Source organism: Pararhodobacter zhoushanensis (assembly GCF_003990445.1).
Classification (GTDB): Bacteria; Pseudomonadota; Alphaproteobacteria; order Rhodobacterales; family Rhodobacteraceae; genus Pararhodobacter; species Pararhodobacter zhoushanensis.
Genome location: NZ_REEZ01000005.1, coordinates 273759 through 293868 on the forward strand (window position 1 = coordinate 273759; position 20110 = coordinate 293868).

The following is a 20110-nucleotide window of genomic DNA, read 5'->3' on the forward strand; positions in this document are numbered from 1 at the left end:
TGGGGATGGCAACACTCTGGCGTCATCCCCTGTGGCCCGGCGCGCGCGCGGCGCTCCCACCCACCCACCCCGCTTGCGCGCGCGCCTGTGGGGTCAGACGGCACGGTGAGTATTTGGGACAAGATGATGGGGGCCGTTCTGTCGATGGCAGAGCGGGGGCGACGTTGGTGAAATTCGCCCCTTGATTTCCCTTTTGCGCTGCCGTAATCCCCCGCCAAGGATAGGGGTATAGCTCAGTTGGTAGAGCGACGGTCTCCAAAACCGTAGGTCGCGGGTTCGAACCCTGCTGCCCCTGCCATCCTTACCTTCCCGGAACGCGAAATCACTGACCGGCACCCGCAGGCAAGCGGTGTCAGCGACGTGACTACGCCGAGCGTTTGAACGCGACGGTGGCGAGCCCCATGGCGATCAGCGCGCCACCGCCCAGCCGGGATAGCCAGCCTATGACCGCAGGGCACGCGATCTTGTGCCGCAGCCGGTCCGCCAGCATCCCCAGCGCGAAAGCATTGATCGCGGCCATGCCGCCAAAGGTTGCGACCAGAATCGCGAATTGCGGAAGCAGGGGATGTTCGACGGACACGAACTGCGGCACGAAGGCGATAAAGAAGACGATGGATTTGGGATTGAGGGCCGTCACCGTGGCCGCATGGACAAAGACGCTTGTTGCTTTCGTCCGGGCGACGGGTTCGAGCTGTCCGGGGCCGGCGGTTGTGCTGCTGCGTAGGAGGGTGACCCCCAGATAGACCAGATAGGCCGCGCCGAGCCATTTGAGCACCGTGAAGAGCGTTGCCGAGGCCAGCACCAGTGCCCCCAGCCCGGCAAGCGAGGCCGTCAGGGCCACCAGATCGCCAACGACGACACCGGCGACGGTTGCCAGAGCGACCCGTCGACCCTGACTGACGGCATAGCTGAGGATCATCAGCGCCGTCGGGCCGGGGATGAGCAGCAGGGCGGTGGAGGCGGCGACGAAGGCAATCCAGTTCTGAAAATCCATGCCAGGGCCTTTCGTGCTGCAGCTTTTTGCAACCAATCCACGGCGCGGCACCGCCGTAAAGCAGAATCTGCGCGGTGCCGCTGGTCCGCCTGTGCGGGGCCACGTCTTCGGGGAGCGACCCTGAAACTGGCACGGCGGACGCGCAAGGCTTTGAACTGTCAGTGGGATGCGGTGATGGCCCCCGGATGCCGGGCTTTGAGCCGCGCGCGGGCCAGCGCGTGCTGTGTTGCAGAAACGTCAACATCGGCGGCTTCGTGCTCTGGTTGGCCCCGCAGGGTTGAATCCGCCACGGCCGGGGCGTATCTGAGCGCCAACCCGCCGCGCCGCTATCCGTGTGGCTTGCGATTGTGCCCAGAGGTGTTCCCATGGCTTGGACCAACCCGTTGACCTTTATGCAGCAGGTACGTGCTGAGACCGCCAAGGTCTCGTGGCCGACCCGCCGCGAAGTGGGCGTCAGCACCATCATGGTGCTGGTTCTGACCGGCCTGACAGCAGTGTTCTTTTTCGCCGTCGACCTGCTGATCCGCACGGGGTTGGGCGCGCTGCTGGGCTTTGTGAGCTGAGCCGCGAACAGGGGTGAAAATCCAGCCGGGGACTTGAAGTTTCGGGCTGGCATCGATAAAGGCACCAAGAACACCCGGCATCATGGCGCGCACCGATTCGGTGCGCACATTTTTTGTCTGCCGGACAGTCGCGGTCAGGTTAGGGGCAACTCTCTGATCGTCAATGGAATTTCGCGGCGGTTCAGGCCGTTGCAGACGGGGAAATGGCATGGCCAAGCGCTGGTATTCGGTGAGCGTCCTCTCGAACTTCGAGAAGAAGGTCGCCGAAGCGATCCGCCAGGCGACCGCCGAGGCGGGGCTTGAGGACGAGATCGAAGAAGTTCTCGTGCCGACCGAAGAGGTCATCGAGGTGCGTCGCGGCAAGAAAGTGACGTCCGAGCGCCGCTTCATGCCGGGCTATGTGCTGGTGCGCATGGAGATGTCCAACAAGACCTACCATCTGGTCAGCTCGATCAACCGCGTCACCGGCTTTCTGGGCCAGCTGGGCAAACCCAGCCCGATGCGCGACGAAGAGGTCAACCTGATCCTGAACCGCGTTGAAGAGGGTCAGGAAGCGCCGCGCAACCTGATCCGCTACGAGGTCGGCGAGCAGGTCAAGGTGTCGGACGGTCCGTTCGACGGCTTCTCGGGCATGGTCGAGGAAGTGGACGAAGACAACGGTCGCCTGAAGGTGATGGTGTCGATCTTTGGCCGGCCGACGCCGGTTGAACTGGAATTCACTCAGGTCACCAAAGGGGCCTGAGTGGTCACCGTGGGAGGCGGGCCCAAGGGTTTCGCCGGACCACTAAGCAGGCCCCGTATCGGGGCGTTGTGAAAAAAGGAGCGGCCACATGGCCAAGAAAGTTATCGGGCAGCTGAAGCTGCAAGTTAAGGCGGGGCAAGCCAACCCGTCCCCGCCCGTCGGCCCGGCTCTGGGTCAGCGCGGCATCAACATCATGCAGTTCTGCAAGGACTTCAACGCGAAGACCGCAGACATGGAACCCGGTTCGCCGGTTCCGGTGGTGATCACGTATTACCAGGACAAGTCGTTCAGCCTCGAGCTGAAGACCTCGCCTGCCTCGTGGTATCTGAAAAAGGCCGCTGGCCTGAAGCCGGTCGGCAAGCGCAACCGCGCCAAGGGTTCGGTCAAACCGGGCCGTGAAGTTGCCGGTTCGGTCACCGTCGCGCAGATCCGCCAGATCGCCGAAGCCAAGATGAAAGATCTGAACGCCGTCGATATCGAAGGCGCCATGCAGATCATCGTCGGTTCGGCGAAATCCTGCGGCATCGAGGTCAAGGGGTAAGTCATGGCAAAGCTCGGTAAACGTACCCGCGCCGCTCGCGAAGCCTTTGGCACCGCCTCCCTGATGCCGCTCGGCGACGCTGTTTCGCTGGTGAAATCGTCCTCGACCGCCAAATTCGACGAGACCGTCGAAGTGGCGATCAACCTGGGTGTTGACCCGCGTCACGCCGACCAGATGGTCCGTGGTGTTGTCAGCCTGCCCAACGGCACCGGCAAAACCGTGCGCGTCGCTGTTTTCGCCCGTGGCGCCAAGGCTGATGAAGCCACCGCTGCCGGTGCTGACATCGTCGGCGCCGAAGAGCTGATGCAGGCGATCCAGGGCGGCGAGATCAACTTTGATCGTTGCATCGCGACCCCGGACATGATGCCGCTGGTCGGCCGTCTGGGCAAGATCCTGGGCCCGCGCAACCTGATGCCGAACCCCAAGGTCGGCACCGTGACGATGGACGTGGCGCAAGCCGTGGCCAACGCCAAGGGTGGCGAAGTCCAGTTCAAGGTCGAAAAGGCCGGGATCATCCACGCTGGCGTGGGCAAAGTGTCGTTCGACGCCGACAAGCTGGCCGAGAACGTCCGTGCCATCGTTGACGCGGTCAGCAAGGCGCGCCCGACCGGTGCCAAAGGCACCTACCTGCGCAAGGTTTCGCTGTCCTCGACCATGGGTCCGGGCGTCAGCGTTGATCTGGCGTCGGCGCTGGGTCAGTAATTTCGCGGGGTGCGTGCCCGTCACGCACCCCGCCCAAAGTTTCCCGGTCTTCGGGCCGGGAATGGCGGGGCGGAAACGCCCTGTCCTGTCCGAGACGGTGGGTGTCTTGTTTATAGCCTGCAAAGGCTTAAGTAAGGCTTAATTTCCTGCCTGAGATAGGGAACGAGACAACTGTTTCCGGGGGTACCCTCGGGCGGTTTTGGACTCGGCTCCTTTCGGACCCGAACGCCTCGGCTCTTCGGTCGGGGCGCAATTGAGCCGGGGGGAAACCCCCAAACTTGGAGCAAACCTGTGGATAGAGCACAAAAGGAAGCCCTGGTCGACGAGCTCGGCCAGATTTTCGAAAGCTCTGGCGTGGTTGTGGTTGCACACTACGCGGGTCTGACGGTTGCCGAGATGCAAGCCCTGCGCGCGAAAATGCGTGACGCTGGTGGGGCTGTACGCGTTGCCAAGAACAAGCTCGCCAAGATCGCCCTGGAAGGCAAGCCCTGCGCAAGCATCGCTAAACTTCTGACGGGCATGACCGTCATCGCCTACTCTGAAGACCCCGTCGCTGCGGCGAAGGTGGTTGAAGCCTACGCCAAGGATAACAAGAAGTTTGAGATCCTGGGCGGGGCAATGGGCGATACGGCACTGACGCCGGAAGGTGTTAAAGCTGTGGCATCCATGCCGTCGCGGGAGGAGCTTATCGCTTCGATCGTGGGCTGCATTGGCGCACCTGCTTCCAACATCGCCGGGGCCATTGGCGCACCTGCTTCGAACATCGCGAGCATCCTCTCCACCCTGGAGGAGCGGGAAGCCGCTTGAGCACCCAACAGCCCGTGTGGTGGTTGATTACCCCATGTCGGCAACACCCTGTTAGAATGGAAAACTGAAATGTCTGATCTGAAAGCTCTCGCCGAGCAAATCGTCAACCTGACCCTGCTGCAAGCTCAGGAACTGAAAACCATCCTGAAGGATGAGTACGGCATCGAGCCCGCTGCTGGCGGCGCTGTGATGATGGCTGGCCCGGCTGGCGCTGCTGCCGAAGCCGTGGAAGAAAAAACCGAATTCGACGTCATCCTGGTCGAAGCCGGCGCCAACAAGATCAACGTGATCAAAGAAGTTCGCGGCATCACCGGTCTGGGCCTGAAAGAAGCCAAGGACCTGGTCGAAGCTGGCGGCAAAGCCGTGAAAGAGCAAGCTCCGAAGGCTGAAGCCGAAGAGATCAAAGCGAAACTGGAAGCCGCTGGCGCCAAAGTTGAGCTGAAGTAATTAGGCGGGATGCACAGCGCATCCTGACCGCATGACATGGCTGGGCCCGGTGTTCTCCGGGCCCGGCTGCTGCTGTTTCTGGCAGGTGATCCCGCGGGATCTTCTTCCAGAAGCAGCCGGGGCTCGGGAGCTGATCGGTGGGACGATCGGCAGGAATGGGGCCTCAGCTTCTGTTTCGCATGGGGTGCAGCCTTGCCGAGGCCCGACGGCAGGCGCATCCGCGAAAAAATTGAAAGGTGATACCGAGCATGGCTCAGTCCTATGTTGGCCAGAAGCGCATCCGTCGGATGTTCGGCAAGATCCGTGAAGTTCTGGAAATGCCCAACCTGATCGAGGTTCAGAAGTCGTCCTACGACCTGTTCCTGCGCTCGGGTGACAGTGATAAACCGCTCGACGGCGAAGGCCTGATGGGCACGTTCCAGTCGGTTTTCCCGATCAAGGACTTCAACGAGACCGCGGTTCTGGAATTCGTCAAGTACGAGCTGGAAAAGCCGAAGTACGACATCGAAGAGTGCCAACAGCGCGACATGACCTTTGCGGGCCCCCTGAAGGTCACGCTGCGTCTGATCGTGTTTGATGTGGACCCCGACACGGGCGCGCGGTCGGTCAAGGACATCAAGGAACAAGAAGTCTTCATGGGCGACATGCCTTTGATGACTCCGGTCGGAACGTTCATCGTGAACGGCACCGAGCGTGTTGTCGTGTCGCAGATGCACCGCTCGCCGGGCGTCTTCTTTGACCACGACAAGGGCAAGACCCATTCGTCGGGCAAGCTGCTGTTCCAGTGCCGGATCATCCCCTATCGCGGCAGCTGGCTGGACTTTGAATTCGATCCCAAAGACCTGGTCTTTGCGCGCATCGACCGTCGCCGCAAACTGCCGGTGACGACGCTTCTGTATGCCCTGGGTCTGACCCAGGAAGGCATCATGGATGCCTATTACGACACCGTTACGTACCGTCTGGAAAAGAACCGTGGTTGGGTCACCAAGTTCTTCCCCGAGCGTGTGCGCGGCACCCGTCCGACGATGGATCTGGTTGATGCGGCCTCGGGTGAGATCATCCTGAAGGCTGGCGAGAAAGCCACCCCGCGTCTGGTCAAGAAATGGATCGACGACGGTCAGATCACCGATCTGCTGGTGCCGTTCGAGCATGTTCTGGGCCGTTTCTCGGCCAAGGACATCATCGACGAAGAGACCGGCGCGATCTGGATCGAAGCGGGCGACGAAGTCACCTGGGAACTGGACAAGGACGGCGAAGTCAAAGGCGGCTCGCTGAAAACCCTGCTCGATCAGGGCGTGACCGAGTTCGAAGTTCTCGACATCGATAACGTCAACGTCGGTGCCTACATCCGCAACACGATGGCTGCGGACAAGAACATGAACCGCGATCAGGCGCTGATGGACATCTACCGGGTCATGCGCCCGGGCGAGCCCCCCACCGTCGACGCGGCGATCCAGCTGTTCGAAACCCTGTTCTTCGATTCCGAGCGCTACGACCTGTCGGCCGTGGGTCGCGTGAAAATGAACATGCGCCTTGATCTGGATGCGCCCGATACCCAGCGCACCCTGCGCAAGGAAGACATCATTTCGTGCATCAAGGCTCTGGTCGAGCTGCGCGATGGCAAAGGCGAGATCGACGACATCGACCACCTCGGCAACCGCCGGGTGCGCTCGGTCGGCGAGCTGATGGAAAACCAGTACCGTCTGGGCCTGCTGCGCATGGAGCGCGCGATCCGCGAGCGCATGTCGTCGGTCGATATCGACACCGTCATGCCGCAGGATCTGATCAACGCCAAACCGGCGGCGGCTGCCGTGCGCGAGTTCTTCGGCTCGTCGCAGCTGTCGCAATTCATGGACCAGACCAACCCGCTCTCGGAAGTGACGCACAAGCGTCGTCTTTCGGCTCTCGGGCCGGGCGGTCTGACCCGTGAGCGCGCGGGCTTCGAGGTTCGCGACGTTCACCCGACCCACTATGGCCGGATGTGCCCGATTGAAACGCCGGAAGGTCAGAACATCGGTCTGATCAACTCGCTGGCCACCTATGCCCGCGTGAATAAATACGGCTTCATCGAGACCCCGTACCGCAAGGTCATCGACGGCAAGGTGACGGACGAGGTGCAATACCTCTCGGCCACCGAAGAACAGCGCCACGTCATCGCTCAGGCGAACGCGACGCTGAACGAGGCCGGCGAGTTCGTCAACGATCTGGTGTCGACCCGCAAGGGCGGCGACTTCATGCTGAACCCGCGCGAAGTGATCGACATGATCGACGTGTCGCCCAAACAGTTGGTGTCGGTGGCCGCGTCGCTCATTCCGTTCCTGGAAAACGACGACGCCAACCGCGCGCTGATGGGCTCGAACATGATGCGTCAGGCTGTGCCGCTGCTGCAAAGCGATGCACCGCTGGTGGGCACCGGGATCGAGGGCATCGTCGCCCGTGACTCGGGTGCTGCGATCATGGCGCGCCGCGCCGGGATCATCGACCAGGTGGACGCTCAGCGTATCGTTGTGCGCGCGACCGAGATGCTGGAGCCGGGCGAGCCGGGCGTCGACATCTACCGTCTGCGCAAGTTCAAACGCTCGAACCAGTCGTCCTGCATCAACCAGCGTCCGCTGGTGAAAGTGGGCGACAGCGTCGCGCGTGGCGAGGTGGTGGCCGATGGTCCGTGCACCGACATGGGCGAACTGGCTGTGGGTCGTAACATCGTCGCGGCCTTCATGCCGTGGAACGGTTACAACTATGAGGACTCGATCCTCATCAGCGAACGTATCCTGAAGGACGACGTCTATACCTCGATCCACATCGAGGAATACGAAGTCGCCGCCCGCGATACCAAGCTGGGGCCGGAAGAGATCACCCGCGACATTCCCAACGTCGGCGAGGAAGCCCTGCGCAACCTCGACGAAGCCGGGATCGTCTATATCGGCGCTGAAGTTCAGGCGGGCGACATTCTGGTGGGCAAGATCACCCCCAAGGGTGAAAGCCCGATGACGCCGGAAGAAAAACTGCTGCGCGCCATCTTTGGTGAAAAAGCGTCTGACGTTCGCGATACATCGCTGCGTCTGCCGCCGGGTGCTTACGGTACGGTTGTCGAAGTTCGCGTCTTCAACCGCCACGGCGTCGACAAGGACGAGCGTGCGCTGCAGATCGAGCGCGAAGAGATCGAACGCCTGTCGCGCGACCGCGATGACGAGCAGGGCATCCTGGACCGCAACATCTACTCGCGTTTGAAAACCCTGATCATGGGCAAGACCGCGGTGAAAGGCCCCAAAGGCGTTCGCCCGAACAGCGAGATCACCGAAGAGCTGCTGGGCACGCTGTCCAAAGGCCAATGGTGGCAGCTGGCCCTGGCCGAAGAGACCGAAGCGCAGGAAGTCGAGGCACTCAACGCCCTGTACGACCAGCAGAAGCGCCAGCTCACGCTGCGCTTTGAAGACAAGGTCGAGAAGGTTCGCCGCGGCGACGATCTGCCCCCGGGCGTGATGAAAATGGTCAAAGTGTTCCTGGCGGTGAAGCGCAAGCTGCAGCCGGGTGACAAGATGGCCGGTCGTCACGGCAACAAGGGTGTGGTGTCCAAGGTGGTGCCCGAAGAGGACATGCCGTTCCTCGCCGATGGCACGACTGTGGATCTGGTGCTGAACCCGCTCGGCGTGCCGTCGCGGATGAACGTCGGCCAGATTCTGGAAACGCACATGGGCTGGGCGCTGCGCGGTCTGGGCATCCAGATCGACGAGGCGCTGCAAGAGTATCGTCGCTCGGGCGATCTGACCCCGGTGCGTGACGCGATGCGCCATGGCTACGGCGATCAGGTCTATGACGATGCCTTTGCCGAGATGGACAGCGACCACCTGGTCGAAGCCGCCTCGACCGTGACCAAAGGGGTGCCGATCGGCACGCCGGTGTTCAACGGTGCCAAGGAAGCCGATGTCAACGACGCGCTCAAGCGCGCCGGGTTCGATCAGTCGGGTCAGTCGGTGGTCTTCGATGGACGCTCGGGCGAGCAGTTCCAGCGCAAGGTTACCGTGGGTGTGAAATACATGCTCAAGCTGCACCACCTGGTCGACGACAAGCTGCACGCCCGTTCCACGGGGCCGTACAGTCTGGTCACGCAGCAGCCGCTGGGTGGTAAGGCGCAGTTCGGTGGTCAGCGTCTGGGTGAGATGGAGGTCTGGGCTCTGGAAGCTTACGGCGCCGCCTATACCCTGCAAGAGATGCTGACGGTGAAGTCGGATGACGTGGCAGGCCGGACCAAGGTCTACGAATCGATCGTCAAGGGCGAGGACAACTACGAGGCCGGTGTGCCTGAATCCTTCAACGTGCTGGTGAAGGAAGTCCGCGGCCTCGGCCTGAACATGGAACTCCTGGATTCGGAAGAAGACGAATAACGGTGGGATGAAATCCCACCCTACGCACCGCCGTAGGGTGGGGTTCAACCCCACCGTCGATACGCCTTCGATCCAATCCATTCCAAGGAATTGACGATGAACCAGGAACTGACCACGAACCCGTTCAACCCGATGACTCCGGCCAAGGCTTTCGACGAGATCAAGATCTCGCTGGCAAGCCCTGAGCGGATTCTCAGCTGGTCCTACGGCGAGATCAAGAAGCCGGAAACCATCAACTACCGTACGTTCAAGCCCGAGCGTGACGGTCTGTTCTGCGCGCGCATCTTTGGTCCGATCAAGGATTACGAATGCCTGTGCGGCAAATACAAACGCATGAAGTATCGCGGCGTTGTCTGCGAGAAATGTGGCGTTGAAGTCACCCTGCAGAAGGTCCGGCGCGAGCGCATGGGCCATATCGAGCTGGCCTCGCCGGTGGCGCATATCTGGTTCCTCAAGTCGCTGCCGTCGCGCATCGGCCTGATGCTGGACATGACCCTGCGGGATCTGGAACGCATCCTGTACTTCGAGAACTACGTCGTGATCGAGCCCGGTCTGACCGAGCTGTCCTACGGCCAGCTGATGACCGAGGAAGAGTTCCTCGACGCGCAGGATACCTTCGGCTCGGACAGCTTCACCGCTGGCATCGGCGCTGAAGCCATTCGCGAAATGCTGACGGCGATCGACCTGCAGGCCGAAGCCGACAAGCTGCGCGAAGAGCTGAAAGAAGCCACTGGCGAGCTGAAGCCCAAGAAGATCATCAAGCGGCTGAAAGTCGTGGAATCGTTCCTTGAGTCGGGCAACCGGCCCGAGTGGATGATCCTGACCGTGCTGCCGGTCATCCCGCCCGAGCTGCGCCCGCTGGTGCCGCTGGATGGTGGCCGCTTCGCGACCTCGGATCTGAACGATCTGTACCGCCGGGTGATCAACCGGAACAACCGTCTGAAACGCCTGATCGAACTGCGCGCGCCCGATATCATCGTGCGCAACGAAAAGCGCATGTTGCAGGAATCGGTCGATGCGCTGTTCGACAACGGTCGCCGTGGCCGCGTCATCACGGGCAACAACAAGCGCCCGCTGAAGTCGCTGTCGGACATGCTCAAGGGCAAGCAGGGTCGCTTCCGTCAGAACCTTCTGGGTAAGCGCGTCGACTTCTCGGGTCGTTCGGTCATCGTGACCGGGCCTGAGTTGAAGCTGCACCAGTGCGGTCTGCCCAAGAAGATGGCGCTCGAGCTGTTCAAGCCCTTCATCTATTCGCGTCTGGAAGCCAAAGGCCTCTCCTCGACCGTGAAACAGGCGAAGAAGCTGGTCGAGAAAGAGCGCCCCGAGGTCTGGGATATTCTGGACGAGGTCATCCGCGAGCACCCGGTTCTGCTGAACCGCGCGCCCACGCTGCACCGTCTGGGCATCCAGGCCTTTGAGCCGATGCTGATCGAAGGCAAGGCGATCCAGCTGCACCCGCTCGTCTGCTCGGCGTTCAACGCCGACTTCGACGGTGACCAGATGGCCGTCCACGTCCCGCTCTCGCTGGAAGCCCAGCTGGAAGCGCGCGTGCTGATGATGTCGACGAACAACGTTCTGTCGCCCGCCAACGGCGCGCCGATCATCGTTCCGTCGCAGGATATGGTGCTGGGTCTCTACTACACCACCATGGAACGCAAAGGGATGAAGGGCGAAGGCATGGTCTTCGCGGACATCGACGAAGTCGAGCACGCCCTTGCCGCTGGTGAGGTGCATCTGCACGCCCGCGTGCAGGGCCGCATCCTGCAAATCGACGAGAACGGCAACGAGGTCTACAAGCGCTATGAGACCACGCCGGGCCGTCTGCGTCTGGGGGGCCTGCTGCCGCTCAACGCCAAGGCCCCGTTCGAGCTGGCCAACCGCCTGCTGCGGAAGAAAGACGTACAAAACGTCATTGATACCGTCTACCGCTACTGCGGTCAGAAGGAATCGGTGATCTTCTGTGACCAGATCATGGGTCTGGGCTTCAAGGAAGCGTTCAAGGCCGGCATCTCGTTTGGCAAGGATGACATGCTCATCCCCGAAACCAAATGGGATCTGGTCAACGAGACCCGCGATCAGGTCAAGGAATTCGAACAGCAGTATCTCGACGGTCTGATCACCCAGGGTGAGAAGTACAACAAGGTCGTTGATGCCTGGTCGAAAGCCTCGGACGCTGTTGCCGCCGCGATGATGGCCGAAATCTCGGCCGTTCGTCACGACGACGAGGGCCGCGAGCTTGAGCCGAACTCGGTCTACATGATGTCGCACTCCGGTGCGCGTGGTTCGCCTGCGCAGATGAAGCAGCTGGGCGGGATGCGTGGTCTGATGGCCAAGCCGTCGGGCGAGATCATCGAAACGCCGATCATCTCGAACTTCAAGGAAGGTCTGACCGTGCTCGAGTACTTCAACTCGACCCACGGTGCCCGTAAGGGTCTGGCCGATACCGCGCTGAAGACGGCGAACTCGGGCTACCTGACCCGCCGTCTGGTGGACGTGGCGCAGGACTGCATCGTTCGCTCGGACGATTGCGGCACCGATCGCTTCATCACCGCGAAAGCGGCGGTGAACGATGGTGAAGTCGTCGCCTCGCTGGCCGAGCGTGTGCTGGGCCGTGTCGCGGCTGAGGACATCATGCACCCGGCAACCGGCGAAGTGCTGGTCGAGATGAACTCGCTGATCGACGAACGCGACGCTGACCTGATCGACAAGGCCGACATCCCGTCGATCAAGATCCGCTCGCCACTGACCTGTGAAGCGGAAGAGGGTGTCTGCGCCAAGTGCTATGGTCGTGACCTTGCCCGCGGTACGCTGGTCAACAAAGGCGAAGCGGTGGGTATCATCGCCGCGCAGTCGATCGGTGAACCCGGCACGCAGCTGACGATGCGGACGTTCCACATCGGCGGTATCGCGCAGGGTGGGTCGCAGTCGTTCCAGGAAGCAGGCTCGGCCGGTAAGATCGAGCTGCGCAACCCGAACACGCTGGAGAACGCGGCGGGTGATCTGGTGGTCATGGGTCGTTCCATGACGCTGGCGATCATCGACGACAACGGGATCGAGCGTGCCTCGCACAAGCTGTCGTATGGTGCCAAGCTCTTCGTGCGCGAAGGTCAGGCCATCACGCGCGGTGACAAGCTGTACGAATGGGACCCCTACACTCTGCCCATCATCGCCGAAAAGGCCGGTGTGGCAAAGTTCGTGGACCTGATCAGTGGCTTCTCGGTGCGCGAGGACACGGATGATGCGACGGGTATGTCGCAGAAGATCGTGACCGACTGGCGTTCGGTGCCCAAGGGCAGTGATCTCAAGCCTGAGATCATCATCATGGATGCCGAAACCGGCGAGCCGATGCGCAACGATGCGGGCAACCCGATCACCTATCAGATGTCGGTCGACGCGATTCTGTCGATTGAAGATGGTCAGACGGTCAAGCAGGGCGACGTGGTTGCACGTATCCCGCGCGAGGGCGCCAAGACCAAGGACATCACCGGTGGTCTGCCGCGTGTGGCCGAACTGTTCGAGGCCCGTCGTCCGAAAGATCACGCGATCATCTGCGAGATCGACGGCTATGTGCGCTTTGCCAAGGACTACAAGAACAAGCGTCGGATCACGATCGAACCGGTCGACGAAAACGTCGATGCGGCCGAGTATCTGGTGCCCAAGGGCAAGCACATCCCCGTGCAAGAGGGCGACTATGTCCAGCGCGGCGACTACATCATGGATGGCAACCCCGCGCCGCACGACATCCTGCGGATCCTGGGCATCGAGGCCTTGGCGAACTACCTGATCGACGAAGTGCAGGACGTGTATCGTCTGCAGGGCGTGAAGATCAACGACAAGCACATCGAGGTGATCGTTCGCCAGATGCTGCAGAAATGGGAGATCCTGGACAGCGGCGATACCACGCTGCTCAAAGGGGAAACCGTGGACAAGTTCGAGTTCGACGAGACCAACGAGAAGATCCAGGCAATGGGCCTGCGTCCTGCCAAGGGCGAGCCGATCCTGCTGGGGATCACCAAGGCGTCGCTGCAGACCCGCAGCTTCATCTCGGCGGCCTCGTTCCAGGAGACCACGCGCGTGCTGACCGAGGCTTCGGTCATCGGCAAGCGCGACAAGCTGGTCGGCCTGAAAGAGAACGTGATCGTCGGGCGTCTGATCCCGGCCGGCACCGGCGGTGTCGCGACGGCCACCAAGAAGATCGCAACCGATCGCGATCAGGTGGTCATCGACCAGCGCCGCGCCGAAGCGGAAGCGGTGCTCGTCGCTGCCCCGCTCGAGATGGACTCGGTCTTCAAAGAGACCACGAGCGTCGAAGACGACGAGCGCTGAGATCTGAAGCTCTGAAAATCAAACCCCCCGCAGCCTGGCTGCGGGGGGTTTTTCTGTGTCCTGTCGGCCGTGTGGGGGCGGGCTTTAGCGCTGCGTGCACATCGCGGCGACCGTATCCGCCAGCGCGTCGGTTGGCTGCGTGCCGTCCAGCCGCAGCACGGGCGCGGTTTGCGCGGCAAGCCAACGCTCATGCTGGGCACGGTTGCGGCCGGTGAAGTGCGGATCGTCATAGCGCGCGGCCCAGTCCCGAAACGCCAGATGTGCCGCGTGCATGTCACCCCCCGGCAGGATGCGGGCGCCGTGGCGCTGCGCCTCGCGCGTGTCGAGCCGTTGCAGCCGCAGCGGGGTGGGCGTGTGGACGAAGACGATCAGATCCACGCTACGGATCAACGCATCGCCCCAGCCCATGAACGAGCCGGTCAACACCCAACCAGCGCTCTCGCGCTGCCGGGCCTCGATCAGCCGCACGCGGTCCTCCGGCGCGCGCTTGGTGGTGAACGGGGGATCGGTCGGCATCCAGTAGACGTCATCGACATCGAGCTGCGGCACGGCAAACCGCGCCGCCAGAGCCGCCCCCAGTGTCGAGACGCCCGAGCAGGACGCCCCGGTCAGATATAGACGTGGTGTCGGTGTCACGGCGTCCTCCTTCGCGCAAGATCGCGGGGTTTAGCGCAGCCGCGCAGGCGGTTCAACGCGGCGCACCGGTTCAGGCCGGATCGGGTTGGAAGATCTCTTCAATCGCCGCGTCAAACAGCTGCGCGATCTTGAAGGCCAAGGGCAAGCTGGGATCGTAGCGGCCCCGTTCCAGCGCGTTGACGGTCTGCCGGGAAACGCCCAGGGCCAGGGCCAGCTCGGCTTGCGACCAGTTGCGCTGCTGGCGCAGCTCAAGGATCCGGTTCTTCATCCGTAGCGAACTTTTCCCACAGCCAGACCGACAACCCAGAGCGTCGCCATCATCGGCCAGACCACGAACATCGACAGGCGGGGCAGCCCGGTACCTTCAAGAAAGCCATAGCCAAAGGTGATCAGCGCGGTCCCCGCAAAGGCGAAGACCAGTGCCTCGAACTGGAGTTTGCGCTGCCTCTCATCCATGCGCCGGATCGTGCGGACGATCACGCCGCAGATGAACACTGCGGGCAGCATTGGCAGCAGGGACAGGCCAAGGCGCAGAACGGGCGCCTCGACCCCGCGCGCAAACAGGGCGTTGGACAGGATCAGGGCGGCGACATAGGCGGCCAGTCCCGCCAGCAAGAAACCGAAATAGCGCATTGGTGCCTCCGAATTGTAAAGTATCCTTTACATGGCCATGCGGCGCTTGTGTGTCAAGTAGACTTTACATGTCGGATGCCGTGCTGCCGTGACAGAAACACAGGGCTTTTCTTTTCACGTGTTCAATGCCAAGCCGGTGGGACGGTTTCCGGGGGTGTGTATGCTGTCCGACAACGCGCGTGGCGCGCTTTTGATGATGGCCGGGATGGCCGCCTTCACGCTCTCTGATTCCTTCATGAAACTGCTCGGACAGGAACTGCCGATGTTCCAGACGCTGGTCTGGCGCGGGCTGGCGGTGTCGGCGGTGCTGGGCCTGTGGGCGTGGCGGGCAGGGGCGTTTAGGGTGGTGCTGACCGGGCATGACCGGCGGCTGATCGTGCTCAGGGCGTTGTTCGATACGGCTTCGGTCTGGTTCTTCCTGCAGGCGCTCTATCACACGCCCATCGCCAACCTGACCGCGATCATGCAGGCGCTGCCGCTGACCGTGACGCTGGGGGCGGCGCTGTTTCTGGGCGAGGCGGTAGGGTGGAAGCGGTTGGCGGCGATCGGTGTGGGCTTCCTGGGCGTGCTGCTGATCGTGCGGCCAGAGGCCGGCGGCTTTGACGTCTACGCCCTCTATGCGCTGATCTGCGTGGTCGTGGTCACGGCGCGCGACCTGCTGACGCGGCGGATGACCAAGGCCATCCCGTCGCTGCTGGTGGCGTTGGTGAACGCGGTCTTCGTGACGCTATTCGGCGCGGTGGGGATGCTGGGCGAAACGGTGCAGCTGCCCAGCCCGCAGGCGGCGCTGCTGCTGTGCGGCACCTCTCTCGCCATCGTCGGCGGGTATCTGATGACGGTGATGGCGGTGCGGACCGGGGAGCTGGCCGTGGTCACGCCGTTCCGCTACGTCGGGCTGATCTGGGCGTTGATCGTCGGGTTCTTCCTGTTTCGCGAATGGCCCGACATGCTGACCCAACTGGGGGCGGGGCTGATCGTGGCGACGGGTCTCTTCACCTTTTACCGTGAGCGCGTCACCGCCCGTAAAGCGCGCGCACGCGTTCTGCGCTGATGCCGAAGGCGCGCTGGAAGCGGGCCTCTTGCTCGGCGGTCAACAGCGCGACATTGCGCCCGATCCGGTCGCCCGAATCGTTGTGATCATTGACCCCGCGCACCCACATGTCCGGGTCGGTACGGGTGATGGTCGGCATATGCTGCCAGACCTCGTGATGGGTAAAGTTCATCACGCTGAGCGCGACGTCGGGCCGAAAGACAATGGCGAAGGCGACGCCGAGGTAAAGCTGGTTGGCGGGCTCGGCCAGAATGCCCTGTGGCTCAGCCCGGGCGTTGTAGCCGCGGGTAAAGTCGATGGCGACATGGCGGCTGCCCTGAAACAGCGCAAAATACTGGTGCAGGGTCTTGCGGCACTTGGCGACAAAGCCGACGCCCATGGCGTCATCATCGTCCAGCCGGAACTGGATGGAATAGCGACCCGCCTGACGGACCGAGGCGATGGCTTCGGCCATGACCGTGCGATGGCGGCCGGGGGGATAGGCCTGAATGACCACTTGCGGCAGGTCGGCGGTCAGGGCGCGCAGCTGGGTCAGGCGTTCGGGCGGGAAGTCCTCGCCAATGATGATGAGGAAGGTGAAGTCGGGGTCGCTCTGGGCGCGCAGGCAGGGCAGGGTGAAGGCTTCGAACAGCCGGAATCGCTGATCCAGCCGCTCGGGCGCATAGAGAAACCGGGCACGATCCTGTGGCGTTTCATGCTCGGTCTTGAAGCCGCCGAGGGCGGGATAGGAAAACCGGCAGATGCCGATCACCTGCGCCTTGCGCGCGGCACGGCGACGGTAGAGATAGCGTGAAAACAGCATTCTGCCTGCCCCCGGATTACCCCGCGAGCCTAGCAAGCCTGCGCCGGTGCGGCAACGCAGTGCAGGGCGCTTGGCGTGTGTTGACAAGGCTCGCGACTCCCCCTATACGCCGCTCACCCGGGGTCGGTATGTGCAGACTCAGGGGCTTTAGAAACACCACGTGGTCATGATCCAGGTTGCAAAACCTCGATCCTCTGGAATTCCACCGCGGCGCTTCCGTTATCGGACGCGCATGCGGTTTTGTGTTTTGCGGACGCGCAATTCACGACATGACGAACTGCCCCCGGATACCCCGCTGACGAGCGCAGGTTGAACGGGCCGCAAGACAAGGCGAAACGTATGCCGACGATTCAACAGCTGATCCGCAAGCCGCGGCAGCCGAAAGTCAAACGCTCCAAGTCGCAGCACTTGGAGAACTGCCCGCAGAAGCGTGGCGTCTGCACCCGCGTCTACACCACGACGCCGAAGAAGCCGAACTCGGCTATGCGTAAGGTTGCCAAAGTGCGCCTGACGAATGGCTTTGAGGTCATCAGCTATATTCCTGGCGAAAAGCACAACCTGCAAGAGCACTCGGTCGTGCTGATCCGCGGCGGTCGCGTAAAAGACCTTCCCGGTGTGCGTTACCACATCCTGCGCGGCGTTCTCGATACGCAGGGCGTCAAAGATCGTCGTCAGCGTCGTTCGAAATACGGCGCGAAGCGTCCGAAGTAAGGAGAGACCCCCATGTCGCGTCGTCACGCCGCTGAAAAGCGCGAAGTCCTGCCGGACGCCAAATTTGGTGATACGGTTCTGACGAAGTTCATGAACAACCTGATGGTTGATGGCAAGAAGTCGGTCGCTGAGACGATCGTCTACAATGCTCTTGACCGCGTCGAGCAGCGCCTGAAGCGCGCGCCGATCGAGGTGTTCCATGAAGCTTTGGACAACATCAAACCCACGGTCGAGGTTCGCAGCCGTCGCGTCGGTGGTGCCACCTATCAGGTGCCCGTCGAAGTGCGCGTCGAGCGCCGCGAAGCCCTGGCAATCCGCTGGCTGATCATCGCTGCGCGCAAGCGCAACGAGAACACCATGGAAGAGCGCCTTGCCGGCGAGCTGGCCGATGCGGTGAACAACCGTGGCACCGCGGTTAAAAAGCGCGAAGATACACACAAAATGGCCGACGCGAACAAAGCGTTCAGCCATTATCGCTGGTAAGGATCACAGATCATGGCACGCGAGTATCAGCTGAACCGCTATCGTAACTTCGGCATCATGGCCCACATTGATGCCGGCAAGACGACCACGACCGAGCGTATTCTCTTCTACACCGGCAAGTCCCACAAGATCGGCGAAGTCCATGACGGCGCCGCGACGATGGACTGGATGGAGCAGGAGCAGGAACGCGGGATCACGATTACTTCGGCTGCGACGACCACTTTCTGGCAGCGCCAGGAAGATCCGACCACCGAAGGCACCTCGGACACCAAGTACCGTTTCAACATCATCGACACGCCCGGCCACGTTGACTTCACCATCGAAGTCGAACGTTCGCTGGCTGTGCTTGACGGTGCCGTTTGTCTGCTCGACGCCAACGCAGGTGTTGAGCCGCAGACCGAAACCGTGTGGCGTCAGGCTGACCGCTACAAGGTTCCGCGGATCGTGTTCGTCAACAAGATGGACAAGATCGGCGCGGACTTCTTCAAGTGCGTCGCCATGATCAAGGACCGCACCGGCGGCACCCCGTGCCCGATCGCTCTGCCGATCGGCGCCGAGGACAAGCTGGAAGGCATCATCGACCTGATCAAGATGGAAGAATGGGTTTGGGAAGGTGAGGACCTCGGCGCAAGCTGGAGCCGTCGCCCGATCCGTGCCGAACTTCAGGATCTGGCCGACGAATGGCGCGCCAACATGATCGAGCTCGCCGTCGACATGGACGACGATGCGATGGAGCAATACCTCGAGGGCAACGAGCCCGACGAGGCGACTCTGCGCAAGCTGATCCGTAAAGGCACGCTGTCGCTGTCGTTCTTCCCGGTTACCGCTGGCTCGTCGTTCAAGAACAAGGGCGTTCAGCCCCTGCTGAACTCGGTCATCGACTTCCTGCCGGCACCGATCGACGTCCCGATGCTGATGGGCTTCTCGCCGGATGACGAGACCGAAACCCGCAACATCGAGCGCGCTGCTGACGATGCTGCGCCGTTCTCGGCGCTGGCGTTCAAGATCATGAACGACCCGTTCGTCGGCTCGCTGACCTTTACGCGTATCTATTCTGGCACCATCAAGAAGGGTGACCAGATGCTGAACTCGACCAAAGGTCGCCGTGAGCGCGTTGGCCGGATGATGATGATGCACTCGATCAACCGCGAAGAGATCGAGGAAGCCTATGCAGGCGACATCATCGCGCTGGCCGGTCTGAAAGAAACCACCACGGGTGACACGCTGTGTGATCCGACCAAATCGGTGGTTCTGGAAACGATGACCTTCCCCGAGCCGGTGATCGAGATCGCCGTCGAGCCGAAGACCAAAGCAGACCAAGAGAAGATGGGCCTTGCCCTGGCGCGCCTGGCTGCCGAGGATCCGTCGTTCCGCGTTGAGACCAACTTCGAGTCGGGTCAGACGATCATGAAGGGGATGGGCGAACTCCACCTCGACATCCTCGTCGATCGCATGAAGCGCGAGTTCAAGGTCGAAGCCAACATCGGTGCCCCTCAGGTGGCGTATCGTGAAACCATCAGCCACAAGGCTGAGGTTGACTATACCCACAAGAAGCAAACCGGTGGTACGGGCCAGTTCGCTCGGATCAAGCTGATCATCGAGCCGACCGAACCCGGCGAGGGCTACTCGTTCGACAACAAGATCGTCGGCGGTGTGGTTCCCAAGGAATACATCCCGGGTGTCGAAAAAGGCATCAAGTCGGTGATGGATTCGGGCCCGCTCGCAGGCTTCCCGGTTATCGACTTCAAGGTCTCGCTGATCGACGGCGCCTACCATGACGTCGACTCGTCGGTTCTGGCCTTTGAGATCGCGGCACGTGCCGGTATGCGTGAAGGCCTCAAAAAGGCCGGTGCGAAACTGCTCGAGCCGATCATGAAAGTCGAAGTGGTCACGCCGGAAGAATACACCGGTTCGATCATCGGGGACCTCACCAGCCGTCGTGGCATGGTGCAGGGGCAGGACAGCCGCGGCAACGCGAACGTCATCAACTGCATGGTCCCGCTGGCCAACATGTTCGGCTACATCAACACGCTGCGTTCGATGTCTTCGGGCCGGGCCGTGTTCTCGATGCAGTTCGACCACTACGATGCCGTTCCGCAGAACATCTCGGACGAGATCCAGAAAAAATACGCTTGATTGGTGTGGCGGGGTGAACCCCGCCCTACCGCCCGTAGGGTGGGATTTCATCCCACCGCCACCGATACCGAATTAGGAGAAGCCATCATGGCGAAGGCAAAGTTTGAACGTAACAAGCCGCACGTGAACATCGGGACGATCGGTCACGTTG

17 protein-coding genes and 1 tRNA gene are annotated in these 20110 nt (G+C 61.9%); 13 read left to right on the forward strand and 5 right to left on the reverse strand.

Annotated elements, in window-relative coordinates:
• Nucleotides 1–222: 222 nt before the first annotated feature.
• Nucleotides 223–298, forward strand: a tRNA-Trp gene (locus tag EAE28_RS13980).
• Between the two features lie 66 nt (nt 299–364).
• Here the strand turns inward: EAE28_RS13980 and EAE28_RS13985 are convergent.
• Complete coding sequence (locus EAE28_RS13985; RefSeq protein ID WP_127107286.1) at nt 365–994, reverse strand: LysE family translocator; 630 nt, start codon at nt 992–994, stop codon at nt 365–367.
• A 365-nt stretch (nt 995–1359) separates the two neighbouring features.
• On the opposite strand from EAE28_RS13985, the gene secE reads away from it, so the two are divergent.
• From secE to rpoC, 8 genes are all read left to right on the forward strand, one after another.
• Nucleotides 1360–1557, forward strand: a complete 198-nt coding sequence (gene secE / locus EAE28_RS13990) for a preprotein translocase subunit SecE (RefSeq protein ID WP_127107288.1) — start codon at nt 1360–1362, stop codon at nt 1555–1557.
• Between the two features lie 208 nt (nt 1558–1765).
• Nucleotides 1766–2299, forward strand: a complete 534-nt coding sequence (gene nusG / locus EAE28_RS13995) for a transcription termination/antitermination protein NusG (RefSeq protein ID WP_127107290.1) — start codon at nt 1766–1768, stop codon at nt 2297–2299.
• An 88-nt stretch (nt 2300–2387) separates the two neighbouring features.
• Nucleotides 2388–2840, forward strand: coding sequence for a 50S ribosomal protein L11 (gene rplK / locus EAE28_RS14000; RefSeq protein ID WP_127107292.1), 453 nt, complete (start codon nt 2388–2390; stop codon nt 2838–2840).
• Nucleotides 2841–2843: 3 nt separating this feature from the next.
• Nucleotides 2844–3542, forward strand: a complete 699-nt coding sequence (rplA, locus tag EAE28_RS14005; RefSeq protein ID WP_127107294.1) for a 50S ribosomal protein L1 — start codon at nt 2844–2846, stop codon at nt 3540–3542.
• 291 nt (nt 3543–3833) lie between these two features.
• Nucleotides 3834–4349: a 50S ribosomal protein L10 gene (gene rplJ, locus EAE28_RS14010; protein WP_127107296.1), complete on the forward strand. Its 516-nt coding sequence runs from the start codon at nt 3834–3836 to the stop codon at nt 4347–4349.
• Between the two features lie 69 nt (nt 4350–4418).
• Entirely contained in the window at nt 4419–4796 is a 378-nt protein-coding gene (rplL, locus tag EAE28_RS14015; protein ID WP_127107298.1) for a 50S ribosomal protein L7/L12, read from the forward strand.
• Nucleotides 4797–5044: 248 nt separating this feature from the next.
• Nucleotides 5045–9181, forward strand: a complete 4137-nt coding sequence (gene rpoB / locus EAE28_RS14020) for a DNA-directed RNA polymerase subunit beta (RefSeq protein ID WP_127107300.1) — start codon at nt 5045–5047, stop codon at nt 9179–9181.
• A 96-nt stretch (nt 9182–9277) separates the two neighbouring features.
• Nucleotides 9278–13507: a DNA-directed RNA polymerase subunit beta' gene (rpoC, locus tag EAE28_RS14025; protein ID WP_127107302.1), complete on the forward strand. Its 4230-nt coding sequence runs from the start codon at nt 9278–9280 to the stop codon at nt 13505–13507.
• 84 nt (nt 13508–13591) lie between these two features.
• On the opposite strand, the gene EAE28_RS14030 is transcribed toward rpoC, so the two are convergent.
• The 3 genes from EAE28_RS14030 to EAE28_RS14040 all read right to left on the reverse strand — a co-directional run bounded on the left by EAE28_RS14030 (nt 13592) and on the right by EAE28_RS14040 (nt 14776).
• Complete coding sequence (locus tag EAE28_RS14030) at nt 13592–14143, reverse strand: ATP-binding protein (RefSeq protein ID WP_127107304.1); 552 nt, start codon at nt 14141–14143, stop codon at nt 13592–13594.
• Nucleotides 14144–14213: 70 nt separating this feature from the next.
• Nucleotides 14214–14411: a helix-turn-helix transcriptional regulator gene (locus tag EAE28_RS14035; protein ID WP_127107306.1), complete on the reverse strand. Its 198-nt coding sequence runs from the start codon at nt 14409–14411 to the stop codon at nt 14214–14216.
• Nucleotides 14408–14776, reverse strand: a complete 369-nt coding sequence (locus EAE28_RS14040; RefSeq protein ID WP_127107308.1) for a hypothetical protein — start codon at nt 14774–14776, stop codon at nt 14408–14410. Before EAE28_RS14040 ends, EAE28_RS14035 begins: the two co-directional genes overlap by 4 nt.
• Before the next feature lie 160 nt (nt 14777–14936).
• Here EAE28_RS14040 and EAE28_RS14045 point away from each other — a divergent pair, with 160 nt between their 5' ends.
• Nucleotides 14937–15827 carry a DMT family transporter gene (locus EAE28_RS14045; protein ID WP_127107310.1) on the forward strand — a complete coding sequence of 297 codons (891 nt, stop codon included), beginning with the start codon at nt 14937–14939 and terminating at the stop codon, nt 15825–15827.
• Here EAE28_RS14045 and EAE28_RS14050 read toward each other — a convergent pair.
• A complete protein-coding gene (locus EAE28_RS14050; RefSeq protein ID WP_127107312.1) occupies nt 15790–16629 on the reverse strand; it encodes a glycosyltransferase in 840 nt (279 codons plus the stop codon). The two genes, EAE28_RS14045 and EAE28_RS14050, sit on opposite strands and share 38 nt — an antisense overlap.
• A 339-nt stretch (nt 16630–16968) precedes the next feature.
• Here EAE28_RS14050 and rpsL point away from each other — a divergent pair, with 339 nt between their 5' ends.
• From rpsL to fusA, 3 genes are read left to right on the forward strand one after another with little or no spacing between them, the layout of a single operon-like run.
• Complete coding sequence (gene rpsL / locus EAE28_RS14055; RefSeq protein WP_068306680.1) at nt 16969–17340, forward strand: 30S ribosomal protein S12; 372 nt, start codon at nt 16969–16971, stop codon at nt 17338–17340.
• A gap of 12 nt (nt 17341–17352) precedes the next feature.
• Nucleotides 17353–17823 carry a 30S ribosomal protein S7 gene (gene rpsG, locus EAE28_RS14060; RefSeq protein ID WP_127107314.1) on the forward strand — a complete coding sequence of 157 codons (471 nt, stop codon included), beginning with the start codon at nt 17353–17355 and terminating at the stop codon, nt 17821–17823.
• 12 nt (nt 17824–17835) lie between these two features.
• Nucleotides 17836–19959, forward strand: coding sequence for an elongation factor G (fusA, locus tag EAE28_RS14065; protein ID WP_127107316.1), 2124 nt, complete (start codon nt 17836–17838; stop codon nt 19957–19959).
• Nucleotides 19960–20110 lie beyond the last annotated feature (151 nt).